We start from the raw sequence: 12,371 nt of genomic DNA, 5'->3' as shown, positions 1-12,371 counted from the left end.
AGGCGCGATGGTCGAAGAGGCGTTGCACGCGGTGTCCAAGCCTCGTCCGGTGGGTGGGGAGAAGGACCCGCGCACACCCGAGCAGCGCTACGCCGACGGCTTGTGTGAGCTGATCACGATCGCGATGTCCACCAAGGACCTGCCGATGAGCGGCGGGGTGCGGCCGCAGATGGTCGTCACGATGCGCCTGGACGACCTCGAAGAGAAGGTCCGCACTGGGTACACCGACTGGGACGGTGAGGCGACCGCGTCGCTGTTGCGGCAGCTGTCCTGCGACGCCGAACTCATCCCGGTCGTCCTCAACGGGGAGAGCATCCCCCTGGACTACGGGCGCTCTGTTCGGACCGCGCCACCGCCTCTGCGGCGGGCGCTGGCGGTGCGGGACAAGGGATGCGCCTTCCCGGGGTGTGATCGGCCACCGGCGTGGACGGAAGCCCACCACGTGTTGCACTGGACACAGCACCGAGGGCCGACCGACCTCGGGAATATGGTCTTGCTGTGCTCGCATCACCATCACGTGATCCACGAAGAGGACTGGAAGATCGTCTTCGGCGAGGACGGGCGGCCGGACTTCATTCCGCCGCCGTGGGTGGACCCGGAACAGAAACCCCTGCGCAACATCAGAGTCGACCCACGACTCAGGGGATAGAAGCGCGCGCGACGACAGGAACGGAGGGTGTGTTCGGCATGCGCGCAAAGACAGGAGAACAGCGCTCCCGAGGAGACTCAGGTGCTGGAACCCAGGTTGGCGATCAACTCCCGCACGGTCTGAGCGCTCTTCCCAGACGGCAACAACTCCAGCGCCTCCTCCCATGCCTGGCGCGCCGAGGTCCGATCACCCAGCTCCAGGTGCACCTTTCCCAGGTGCCGCAATGAATCAGCAGCGAACTGGTTGTACCCGAGCCGTCGCCACGTCCGGTGCGCCTGGTCGTAGTGGTCGAGGGCGGAGGACAGGGCGCCGATGCTCTGGGTGATCAGGCCGAGGTCGTCCAAAGTGGACGCTTCGGCGATGGGGTTGTCCAGCTCGCGGGTGCGGGCGAGCGCGCGTTGGCAGATGGGGAGGGCTTCGTCGTAGCGGCCGAGGCGGGCCATGTGGTAACCGACGGCGTTGAGGGCCTCGGCCTCGCGGGCCTCGTAGCCGGAAGCCTTGTACAGCGCGAGGGCCTCGCTGGCGTGGTGCAGCGCGCGTTCGTGGTCGCCGAACTCGTCGGACACGACGGTGAGGCTGCGGTGGGTGTGGGCCTTCTCGTTGAGGTCATCGCCCTGCTCGACGAGGGCGAGCGCGGCTTGGAGGTGCTCGAAAGCCTCGGGCAGGCGCAGCCTCGCGCAGGCGTCGCCGAGGATTCGGCTGGCGCGGGCGATCAGCTCGGGAACGCCCAGCGCTCGCGTGGCGGTGAGGGCGCGCTGCCAGGTCTCGCGTTGGGCGTCCATCCGGTAGCGCACGTAGTGGTAGGTCTTGAGCGCCCACGCCAGCTGCCACACGAGGTCGTTCCACCCCTGGCTCAGCGCCAACCGCTGCGCCTCCAAGAGGCAGTGGTGCTCGGCGTCGAACCACGCGAGCGCGTCGTCGAGGACGAGCGGGTGGCAGCCGGGCACGGGCGGGGGGAGGTCGATCGGCGGGATGTGCGGGGCCAACGCCGTGTCACCTGGCAGGGCGGTGTGCAGGTAGAAGTCGACCAGCCGCCGCAGCGCCTCGGCGCGCTCGGGAGCGGGGACCGTGTGCTCGGCACTCTCGGCGGCGTGCAGCCGGACGAGGTCGTGCATCCGGTAGCGGTCGTCGGGGGAGCGGGTCAGCAGGCTCGCGGCCTCGAGCTCGGCGAGCGCGCGGCGGGGCGGCACGGGGCTCAGCGAGTCGACGGCGGCGGCGCTGATGTCGTTGCCCGGAGCGAGGGAGAGCAAGCCCGCCAACGTGATCGCGTCGGAGCTCAGCGCGCGGTAGGACCACGACAGCACGGCGCGCGGGCTGGTCTCCGCGGCGTCGGTGTCGAGCGCGTCGAGGCGGTGGGCGTCATCGCGCAGCTCCTCGGCGATCCGGGCCAGCGGAGCGTCGGGGCTGACGCTCGCCCGCGCGGCGACGACGACGAGTGCCAGCGGGAGCCCGGCGCAGCGCTCGACCAGCTCACCGACGGCGTCCGGTTCCCGGGTGACACGGGACTCACCTACGCGGTGGGCGAGCAGCGCTCTGGCCTCACCGTCGCGGAGCACGTCCAGCCGCACGGGCATCGCCCCGTGCGAGGCGACCACGCCGGTGAGCGGACGCCTGCTGGTGATGATGACCGAGCAGGTCGTCCCACCCGGCAGCAGCGGGACGACCTGCTCGGTGTCGGCGGCGTTGTCCAACACCACCAACATCTTCCGGCCCGCGACGGCGCTGCGGTAGAGCGCGGCGCGCTCGCCGTCGCCCGCGGGAACGGAGGCGTGGTCGACGCCCAGCGCGGTGAGGAACGCGCGCAGGGCCTCAGCCGGCGGCATCGGCTCGGCACTGGGACCGAAGCCGCGCAGGTTCACGTAGAGCTGGCCGTCGGGGAAGAGATCGATGTGCTGGTGACCCCACCACAACACCAGCGCGGTCTTCCCCGTGCCGCCGAAGGCCGACACCACCACGGGCGCCTCGCCCACCGCCGCGGTGAGCCGCGCCAGCTCCCGCGCCCGCCCGGTGAAACCACGCGGGGCGGCGGGGAGCTGGCGCGGTACCGGGAGCTCCGGCGCCGCGGTCGTGCCGCTCGCCGCGGCCACCAGTTCCTCCTGTTCGGCCTGGGTGAGATCGAGTGCTCGGGCGAGCATCCGCACGGACGCGAGCTGCGGATTGCCGCGTTTGCCCGTTTCGATGCCGCGAATGGTGCTGACCGAGATGCCCGACCGTTCGGCGAGCGCTTCCTGGGTCAGGCCCGCGCGCTTGCGCAGCCGTCGCACGGCGGCGGCCAGCTGTTCACTCACGCGCCCTTCCTACCAGCCGCGCCACCTCCGCGCGTGCGGTTCCGGGATTACGCGTGAACGCCACCCCAGTGCACGATCGTGGCGTCGCGGTCGCACCACACCGTGGACCACGAGCCCTCCTCGACCCGGTTGCCGTAGTGGTTGTACCGGTAGCCGTTGTCGTTGCGCTTGCAGGTGATCTCGGCCTTGAAGTACCGACCGCCGAGGCCGTCGCACCGCACCCGCACACCGACGTTGGGCGCGGTCGCTCCGGTCAGGAACCACACGTTGCAGTTGCCCTGCTGAGCCGTGGCCGCCCCGGCCGCGGGAGCGGACATCGCCACGCCCCCGGCCACGGCGGCGAGGACGACGACCGCGCCCGCCAACTTCGTCTTCATCGCGAATCCCATCTCTGTGCAGCAGTCCACAATGGACTGCACACAGGGTGTCCGCCCGCGCCCTCGGCGAACAGAGCACGCACCGCTCACATGTGACCGGTCACGGCGTAGCGGACGACCACGACATCGGAGCCCTCGTGGGTCTTGGTACCGAGAAGTCGCAGCCGGGTTGAGGTACCGCCGTCGAAGGCCGGAGTGCCACCGCCGACCACGCCGGGACCCAGTACCAAGTGGAACTCGTCAACGAGCCCGGCGGCGAACAGGTCGTTCCACAGCGTGCGACTGCCGAAGACGATGATGTTCTTGCCCTCGCCGCGCTTGAGCTCGGCGACCCGCGCACGCGCCTGCTCCCGGCGCACGAGCGTGGTCGTGTCCCGGTAGGCGCCGGTCTGCTCCTCGGTGAGCGCGTCGGAGACCACGACCTTCTCGATCACCGCGTTGATCCGGGAGATCTCGCGCTCCACCTCGGGGGCGTTCTCGTCGGCGGCCACCGGCGGCCAGAAGTCGCGGAACAACCGGAAGGTGTTCGCGCCGACCAGCAAGGTACTCGATGCCAGAAGGGACTCCAGGTTGTGCGCGTCGAAACCGGGGTCGAGCGGCATGGTCATGAAGTCACCGCCCGGACCCTCGTGACAGCCGTCGACGGAGACCAGGTTGGTGACGATCAGCTTGCGCATGGTGACGCTCCTCGGGTGTTCATGGACCTGTCACCCGTAGAGAGACGCAGGACCGCGCGGATTCATCGGTCCGCGCGAAAAATCTCCGGCAGGCCCGAACGCAGCGCGGGCTCCAGGAAGCTGTTGATCTCCGCGACCCGCCCCGCGCGCAGCATCAGCGCGGTGATCGCGCCGAACCGGAACTCGGTGTCACCCGGTTGCTTGAGGTAGCAGGCGAACCCGGGCCGGGCGTTCACCGTGACCGGCGAGAGGCGCCACGGCGTCGCGAAGACCCGTTCGCGAAGGAACCTCGCCACGTTCTCCCGGCCGTCGAACCACGCGGGCAGCGGCGGCATGGTGAACCTCGCGTCCTCGGCGAGGAGGTCGAGCAGCGCGGGCGTGTCCGCGCGTTCCCACGCGGCGACGAAGGCGTCGACCAGCTCGCGACGCCCCTGCTCGGTGAGCCCGTCCGGCTGGGGCGAGCCGATCCGGGAACGGAGGGTCGCGCGAGCCCGTTGCAACGCGCTGTTCACCGAGGCGGGCGTGGTGTCCAGGATCTCGGCCACCTCGGCGGCGGAGAACTCCAGCACCTCGCGCAGGATCAGCACGGCGCGCTGCGTCCCGGGCAGGTGCTGGAGCGCGGCGATGAAGGCCAGCTCCACCGACTCCCGGCGGAGGTAGTGCTCGGCGGGACCGGGTTCCTCGACCCACGGCTCCACCCACACCGGACCCGGTACCGGCTCGCCCAGCTCGTGCACGTCCACCCTGGCCGGGCCGAAGTCGACCGACAGCACGCGCCGCGGCCTGCGTTCGACCAGCCGCAGGCAGGCGTTGGTGCAGATCCGGTAGAGCCACGAGCGCAGCGAACTCCGTCCCTCGAAGGACGCGAGCCCCCGCCACGCGCCGATCAGCGCCTCCTGCACGGCATCCTCGGCGTCCTGCACCGAGCCGAGCATCCGGTAGCAGTGCGCGTACAGCTCGCGGCGGTGCTCGGCGACCAGCATGTCGAAGTCCACAGCCGACATGTTCCCCGTTGCGGGCGCGGAGCGCGGCCTAGACTCCTCCGGCATGGGATGGCGCATGGCCGGATTGATGGTGCAGAACCGCTCAATGAGCGAGGTTCTGCGTGCGCTGCCGGGGAATCCGAGCCCGACCGGGGAGAACACGGTCGGTGACGAGGCACTGAGCATGTCCTTGGACGCCGACTACGCGCTCGGCGAGGTCGGCGGGTGGACCGTGGTGTCGGACCCCAGGGTCCAGGTGGCGTGGGACAGCGGCGTGTGCGACTCGCTGTCGGCGGAGGGCGGGCGCGTTCTCGCCTTCGTCGTGGACAGCGTCTCCACCACGTACGCCTTCTTCTGGCACGAGGACGGACGTCGCGTCCGGGTCGCTGCCTACGTCGAGGGTGAGCCGGCCGAGCTGGTGGGGGAGCCGCTCGCGGAGGAGACCGACCTGCCCGAGCCGTGGTCGGAGGACTTCGTCCCCGAGATCGCGCACCGGCTCACCGGCGCGTGGAACGCCGACCTCTTCGAGACCTCGTTCGCACTGCACCGAAAGTCCGTCTGACGCCGTGGCAAGATCGGGCCGTGCAGATCGGGATGCTGGGGCCGTTCGAGGTTCGCGCGGACGGCGCTTCGGTCGACGTGCCGGGCGCCCGCCTGCGCGCGCTGCTGGTGGCGCTCGCGCTCGAACCGGGGCGCGTCGTCCCGAAGGCGCGGCTCGTGGACTGGATCTGGGGCGAGCAGCCGCCTTCTGACGCCGCGAACGCCTTGCAGCGCTTGGTTTCCCGGCTGCGCAAGGTGCTCCCGGTCGACGGGCGGGCGGACGGCTACCGGCTGGTCGTGGAGCCCGACGCCGTGGACGCGGTGCGGTTCGAACGACTCGTCGGCCAGGCCCGAAACGACGACGGTGCGGCGCGGGTGCGGTTGCTGCGCGAAGCCCTGGCGCTGTGGCGCGGCGACGCCATGCAGGACGTCGGCCAGCAGGACAGCGACGCCTTCGACGCGGCGGTCACGCGGCTCGAAGCGCTCCGGCTGAGCGCGCTGGAGGACCGCTTCGAGGCCGATGCCAGCGCGGAGGTGGTCGCGGAACTGACCGACGTGGTTGCCGCGCACCCGCTGCGCGAACGGCTCGTGGCCGCGCTGATGCGAGCCTTGGCCGCCGCCGGACGCGACTCCGAAGCGTTGGCGCTCTACCAGCGCACGCGCGAAGCCCTGGCCGACGCTTTCGGCGTGGACCCCTCGGCGGAGCTGTCGGCAGTGCACGTCGCGTTGCTGCGCGGCGAGCTGGGACGCAAGGCCGAGCCGAGCCGCACCACGAACCTCCGCGCCGAGCTGAGCAGCTACATCGGCAAGGACTCCGACGTCAGCGCGGTCAGCGAGCTGGTCGGCGAACACCGGCTGACCACGCTCATCGGGCCCGGCGGCACGGGCAAGACCAGGTTGGCGACGGAGACCGCGCGCACGCTGATCGGCGATCTCCCGGACGGCGTCTGGATGGTGGAGCTGGCGGCGATCGGCGCGGACGGCGACGTGGCGCAGGCGACGCTCGCCGGGCTCGGCCTGCGCGACGCGCTGCTGGGCGAAGCCTCCACCGCGGAGCCGGCGGACCGGCTCGTCGCGGCGATCCGCGACCGGGAGGTGTTGCTGCTGCTGGACAACTGCGAGCACGTGATCGAAGCCGCCGCGACGCTCGCGCACCGCCTGCTCGGTGAGTGCCGACGCCTGCGCATCCTGGCGACGAGCCGGGAACCGCTCGGCATCACCGGCGAGGCGCTGTGGCATGTCGAGCCGCTGACCCTGCCGGAACTGAACGCGAGCCCAACTGAGATCGAGTCCTCTCCGGCCGTCCGGCTGCTCCGCGAGCGCGCGACTGCGGTCCGCAAGGAACTCGGTACCGAAGCGCTGGCGACGATGGCGCGCGTGTGCCGGGCGCTGGACGGGATGCCGCTGGCGATCGAGCTGGCCGCCGCCAGGCTGCGCACGATGAGCCTCGACCAGCTCGCGAACCGGCTCGACGACCGCTTCCGCCTGCTCACCGGGGGCAGCCGCACCGCGCTGCCGCACCACAGGACGCTGCGCGCGGTGATCGACTGGAGCTGGGAACTGCTCTCCGACGCCGAGCGCGTGGTGCTGCGCAGGTTGTCGGTGTTCTCCGGCGGCGCGAGCCTGGACGCGGCCGAGCACGTCTGCGCGGACCTGGCCGACGACGTCTTCGACCTGCTCACGGCGCTGGTCGAGAAGTCGCTGCTGGTCGTGTCGGGCGAGGGCGCACCGCGCTACCGGATGCTCGGAACGATCAAGGAGTACTCGGCCCAGCGGCTCGCGGAGGCGGGCGAGGTGGAGCTGGCGCAGCGGGCGCACGTCGCCTGCTTCACCGAGCTGGCCGAGACCGCCGAACCGTATCTGCGCCGCGCTGAGCAGCTGGAATGGCTCGCGAAGCTGGAAGCCGACCACGACAACATCAGCGCGGCGCTGCGCGGGGCGATCGCGGCCGGGGACGCGCAGTCCTCGTTGCGCCTGGCCGCGGCGACGGGCTGGTACTGGTGGCTCGGCGGACGCCGCACGGAGGGCCTGGAACTGCTCATCGCGGCGACGAACGTGCCGGGCGAGGCGACCGACGAGGTCCGCGCGATGACCTACGGCCTGGTCATGCATTTCGTCACCTCCGGGCGCGGGGACGAGCACCTGGGCGCGGAGTGGATTCGCAAAGCGCACCAGTTCAACCAGCGCAGCAAGCACGGCAACCCGCTCCTGGCTTTCGTCACGGTGCTGGAGGGCATGCTGCGCGATCCGGAATCGGCAGTGGCGGCCTTCGAGTCGTTGCTGGACAGCGAGGACCCGTGGGCGCGGGCCCTCGCCCGGTTCCAGGCGGGCAAGATGCGGATCGCGCTCGGTCAGGGCGGGCCGGAGGCGGACGGCCACCTCGAACGGTCACTGGCGGACTTCCGCGCGCTCGGCGAGCGGTTCGGGATTTCCCTTGTTCTGGGCGAAATGGCGGACCAGGCCACCAAGCGTGGGGAGTTCGCCCGCGCCTGCGACTTCCACGAACAGGCGGTCGTGCTCGTTACGGAAGTGGGCGCGGTCGAGGACGTCATCCGGCTGCGGACGCAACAGGCGCTGCTGCACTGGCTCGGCGGCGACCGGGACGCCAGCGCCGCGGCTCTCGCCGATGCCGAGCGGTGCGCCGAGGGCGTCACCTGGCCGCACGCGCTGGTCGAACTGGCGCTGGTCAAGGCGGAGCTGGCGCGGTGGGCGGGCGACGCCGAGGAAGCTCGAAGCCAGCTCAGCCGCGCCACGGTGCTCATGGGCGCGGACGCGGAGGCGGCGAACATCCGCGCTTCCGTGCACGACATGCTCGGCTACCTGGCCGAAGACCTCCGCGAGTCCCGCACCCACCGGGTCGTCGCCTGGCAGTCGGCGGTCGACTCCAGGCACGCGCTGCTCATCGCGCAGGTGATCGTCGGGATCGCGGACCTGCTCGCCAGGGACGGTCAGCACGAGCAGGCGGCACGGGTGCTCGCGGCCAGCGTCGTGGTGCGCGGCATGCCCGACCGCTCCCACCCGGACGCGATCAGGATCGAGCGCGAGGCACGAGAACACCTCGGCGAGCAGCGCTTCGCCGAGGTGTCCCTTGAAGTGTCGCGCGCGAACTGGTCGGAGCTGGTCGAGAACGCGCTCGCGTCGTGACGTTCAGCCCTTCGACCGCTGGATGATGACATCGCCGTTGCGGGAGCGGGCGTGGACCATGATCTTCTCCGTCGCGGAAGCCGGATTCCCTTGCTGCGAAACGAAGTCGTGCGTCGCACCGCGCTCGCTGGAGGCGTCGATCGAGGCCGCGCTGTCCTCGGCGACACCGACCTCGATGGTGCCGGAGCTGTTCACCAGCTTCGTCTGACCGCGCGTCACCAGCCCGACCCGGATGCGCCCGTTGGCCGTCTCGGCCGTGACACCGCCGTCCGCGCGGTCGATGTCGAAGCCGCCGCTGGCGCTGCGCAGGTCGACGTCGGCGCGTGCGTGGCCGATCCAGGTCTGACCACCCGAGCCCGACAGCGTGACCGGGCCTCCGGCCTCGCCGATCCGCATCTCGAACACCGCGCCGTCGACGTCGGTCCGCCCTGCGACACGGCCCACGGTCACGTCACCGCCGGTGAGGTTGGCGCGCAACGCTTCCACGCTCTCCACGTGGACCCGGCCCGACGCGATGTGCAGCTCGCACTCGCCGAACGAGCCCTCGCCGCGCACCGTCGAGTGCGCGAGGTAGGTGGCGAGCCCGGAGCCGGTCGGTAGATCGATCGTAATCGCAACCGATCCGCTCTTGGCGCCGGAAACCGTTGTCTTGACTGAGAGTCGGCCTTCGGCGAAGGAGACCTTGGTGCGCTCGGCGACCTTGACGTCGGTTCGGTTGGTGGCGTCGATCGGCTCGACCCGCACCACGGTGTCGGAGCGGTCGCTGGCGATGACCCGGACCTGCGCTCCGGCGACCTCAACGGTGGCGGTGACGGGGGCGGGGGTGCTGAAAGTGCTCATGGCAGAAGCCTTTCTGGGGTTCAGGCGCGCTTGGTGAAGGTGGACCGGGCCCACAGGTAGCCGACGACGGCGATCCCGACGCACCACGCGAGCGCTGTGATCAGCACGCCGGTCTGCACCGAACCGGCCAGCAGCCCGCGCAGGGTCTCGATGATCGGGGTGAAGGGCTGGTACTCCGCGAACTCGCGCAGACCCGGCCCCATCTTCTCGGCGGGCACGATGGCGCTGCTGAAGAACGGCAGCATGATCAGCGGCACCGCGGCCATGCCCGCCGTCTCCGGGGACTTCGCGGCCAGGCCGAGCGCGATGGTGAACCACCCCGCCGCCAGTGCCAGCAGCACGACGACGCCGAGGACGCCGAGCCATTCCAGCCAGCCCGCCGCCGGGGCGAAGCCCAGCAGGAAGGCCACTCCGACGAGCGCGGCGATCGCGATCAGGTTAGTCAGCACGCTGGCGACCACGTGGCCGGTCAGCACCGCGCCGCGCGAGACGTCCATGACCTTGAAGCGGTTGATGATGCCCTTGGTCATGTCGGAGTTCACCGATGTGGCGGTGGCGCCGAGCCCGTAGCAGACGGCCAGCAGCATCAGCCCCGGCGTCGCGTAGTCGATGTAGTCGACGCCGACGCTGAACGCGTCGCCCATCATGTACACGAACATCAACATCACGATGATCGGCATCAGCACCGCGTTGAACACCGAGATCGGGTTCCTGGTGATGTGCTTGAGGTTGCGGCGCAACATCACCGCGGCGTGGGACTTGGCGCTCATTTCGCGGCCTCCGTGGTGTGGCCCGTCAGGGCGAGGAAAACGTCGTCGAGGTCGGGGGTGTGCACGGAGAAGCCCTCGGCGCTGACCGAGTGCTCGTCCAGTTCGTCCAGCAGGGCGCGCAGCGAGGTCGTCCCGCCGTCGCTGGGAATCCGCAGGCTCAGCGCCTCGTCGTCGCGCGTGGCGCCGGAGAACAGCCGCGCCGCCGCGTCCAGCTCGGCGCCGGTGGTGAAGCGCAGCCGCACGTGCGTGCCGGGGACCATGCGCTTGAGCTCGTCAGGGGTGCCCTGGGCGACCAGACGGCCCTGGTCGAGCACGGCGATCCGGTCGGCGAGCTGGTCGGCCTCCTCCAGGTACTGCGTGGTGAGGAAGATCGTCGCGCCGTCGGCGACCAGCTCGCGCACGATCGTCCACATCGTGCGGCGGCTGCGCGGGTCCAGCCCGGTCGTCGGCTCGTCCAGGAAGACGATGCGCGGGTTGCCGACCAGCGTCATCGCCAGGTCGAGCTTGCGGCGCATGCCCCCGGAGTAGGTCGCGGCGGGCTTGCCGGCCGACTCCACCAGGTCGAAGCGCTCAAGCAGCTCCGGGACCAAGCGGTCGCTGGCGCCCTTGAGGTCCACCATGAGCTGCAGGTTCTCCTGGCCGGTCAGCAGGTCGTCCACCGCCGCGAACTGGCCGGTGACCCCGATGACCGAGCGCACCGACCGGGCTTGCGCGGCGAGGTCGAAGCCGCCGACCCGCGCCGTGCCGCCGTCGGCCTTCATCAAGGTGGTCAGCACGTTGACCGTCGTCGTCTTGCCCGCCCCGTTCGGGCCGAGCAGGGAGAAGACGCTGCCCGCACGGACGTCGAGATCGATGCCGTCGAGCACCACCTTGTCCCCGTAAGCCTTGCGCAGTCCCGAAACCGCGATCGCTGAACTCGTCATGGCTCCACCGTGGCGATCGGCACTGACACGGCCCTGACGTGGCCCTGACACGCCGTGTCAGCGCCGTGTCAGCGGGCTCGGCGAACGTGGAGCACGACAACCACCACGAAAGGGATACCCGATGAGCCAGATCCCGCACGGCCTGCCCATGGAGCGCGACGCGGGCCCGTTCGACCCGCCCAGCCAGATCACCGCGCTGCGCGAGACCCGGCCCGTCAGCCCCATGGTCTTCCCCGACGGGCACCAGGGCTGGCTCGTCACCGGCTACGAGGCCGTCCGCCAGCTCATGGCCGACACGCGCTTCAGCTCCCGCCAGGACCTCGGCGTGATCCACCTGCCGTACGAGACCCCCGGCATGCCCGTGATCACCGAGCCGTCACCGCAGCCGCCCGGCATGTTCGTGGCGATGGACCCGCCGGAGCACACCCGCCTGCGGCGCAAGCTCACCGGCGCGTTCACCGTCAAGCGGATGAAGCAGCTCGAAGAGCACATCACCGACGTCGTGGAGCGCCAGCTGGACGAGATGGCGGGGCTGACCCCGCCGGTGGACCTGGTGAAGGAGTTCGCGCTGCCGGTGCCGTCCATGGTGATCTGCGAGATGCTCGGCGTTCCCTACGCCGACCGCGACGCCTTCCACGCCAACTGCGCCAGCTTCATGAAGCGGGAAGTCACCTTCGAGGAGAAGATGGCCTCCTACGGCGCCCTGGCCGCCTACCTGACCGAGCTCGTCACCAGCAAGCGCGCCGCCCCGGACGAGGACATCCTCTCCGACCTCGCCCGCGACGAGGACCTCGGCATCGACGAGCTGACCGGTATCGCGTTCCTGCTGCTGCTCGCCGGGCACGAGACCACCGCGAACATGTTGGCGCTGGGCACTTTCGCGCTCTTGGAGCACCCCGCGCAGGCGGCCGCGCTGCGTGCGGACGCCTCGTTGGTGCCCGGAGCCGTTGAGGAGCTGCTGCGCTACCTCTCCGTCGCCGACATCTTCTTCCGCTACGCCGCCGAAGACCTCGAACTGGGCGGCGAGACCATCCCCGAGGGCTCCACCGTCGTCATCTCGCTGCTGGCCGCCAACCGCGACCCCGAGCGCTTCGACGACCCCGACACCCTCGACATCCGGCGCGGCGCTCGCGGACTGCTCGCCTTCGGCCACGGCATCCACCAGTGCCTCGGCCAGCAG

At 70.7% G+C, this 12,371-nt stretch carries 11 protein-coding genes; 4 read left to right on the top strand and 7 right to left on the bottom strand.

The features are described 5' to 3' along the window. Nucleotides 1-649: HNH endonuclease signature motif containing protein (locus CCN37_RS34560; RefSeq protein WP_143261952.1), on the top strand; the 649-nt coding region annotated here is incomplete at its 5' end. A gap of 77 nt (nt 650-726) precedes the next feature. Here the strand turns inward: CCN37_RS34560 and CCN37_RS34555 are convergent. From CCN37_RS34555 to CCN37_RS34540, 4 genes are all read right to left on the bottom strand, one after another. Beyond that, nucleotides 727-2,937, bottom strand: coding sequence for a tetratricopeptide repeat protein (locus tag CCN37_RS34555; protein ID WP_086829132.1), 2,211 nt, complete (start codon nt 2,935-2,937; stop codon nt 727-729). 47 nt (nt 2,938-2,984) lie between these two features. Next, a complete protein-coding gene (locus tag CCN37_RS34550; protein WP_143261951.1) occupies nt 2,985-3,314 on the bottom strand; it encodes a hypothetical protein in 330 nt (109 codons plus the stop codon). 86 nt (nt 3,315-3,400) lie between these two features. Further along, complete coding sequence (locus tag CCN37_RS34545; RefSeq protein ID WP_086829128.1) at nt 3,401-3,991, bottom strand: dihydrofolate reductase family protein; 591 nt, start codon at nt 3,989-3,991, stop codon at nt 3,401-3,403. Between the two features lie 62 nt (nt 3,992-4,053). Continuing rightward, the gene (locus tag CCN37_RS34540) at nt 4,054-5,052 is read right to left on the bottom strand and encodes an RNA polymerase subunit sigma-70 (RefSeq protein WP_168201002.1); all 999 of its coding nucleotides are present in this window, start codon (nt 5,050-5,052) and stop codon (nt 4,054-4,056) included. A gap of 28 nt (nt 5,053-5,080) precedes the next feature. Between CCN37_RS34540 and CCN37_RS34535 the strand changes: the two genes are divergently transcribed. Then, nucleotides 5,081-5,536, top strand: a complete 456-nt coding sequence (locus CCN37_RS34535; RefSeq protein ID WP_168201001.1) for a hypothetical protein — start codon at nt 5,081-5,083, stop codon at nt 5,534-5,536. A 20-nt stretch (nt 5,537-5,556) separates the two neighbouring features. Continuing rightward, nucleotides 5,557-8,658, top strand: coding sequence for a BTAD domain-containing putative transcriptional regulator (locus tag CCN37_RS34530; protein WP_086829124.1), 3,102 nt, complete (start codon nt 5,557-5,559; stop codon nt 8,656-8,658). 3 nt (nt 8,659-8,661) lie between these two features. Here the strand turns inward: CCN37_RS34530 and CCN37_RS34525 are convergent, their stop codons facing one another. The 3 genes from CCN37_RS34525 to CCN37_RS34515 are packed head-to-tail and all read right to left on the bottom strand — an operon-like array spanning nt 8,662 to nt 11,191. Continuing rightward, on the bottom strand, nt 8,662-9,498 hold the full coding sequence (locus CCN37_RS34525) for a DUF4097 family beta strand repeat-containing protein (RefSeq protein WP_086829122.1): 837 nt from the start codon (nt 9,496-9,498) through the stop codon (nt 8,662-8,664). A gap of 20 nt (nt 9,499-9,518) precedes the next feature. Continuing rightward, entirely contained in the window at nt 9,519-10,268 is a 750-nt protein-coding gene (locus CCN37_RS34520; RefSeq protein ID WP_086829120.1) for an ABC transporter permease, read from the bottom strand. Continuing rightward, complete coding sequence (locus CCN37_RS34515; RefSeq protein ID WP_086829118.1) at nt 10,265-11,191, bottom strand: ATP-binding cassette domain-containing protein; 927 nt, start codon at nt 11,189-11,191, stop codon at nt 10,265-10,267. The genes CCN37_RS34520 and CCN37_RS34515 overlap by 4 nt, the downstream gene beginning before the upstream one ends. Before the next feature lie 121 nt (nt 11,192-11,312). Here CCN37_RS34515 and CCN37_RS34510 point away from each other — a divergent pair. Continuing rightward, a partial coding sequence (locus CCN37_RS34510; RefSeq protein ID WP_086829116.1) for a cytochrome P450 occupies nt 11,313-12,371 on the top strand: 1,059 nt, incomplete at its 3' end.

The organism is Allokutzneria sp. NRRL B-24872, from assembly GCF_002155965.1.
Taxonomy (GTDB): Bacteria; Actinomycetota; Actinomycetes; order Mycobacteriales; family Pseudonocardiaceae; genus Allokutzneria.
This window is presented reverse-complemented; position numbering and strand designations above follow the sequence as displayed.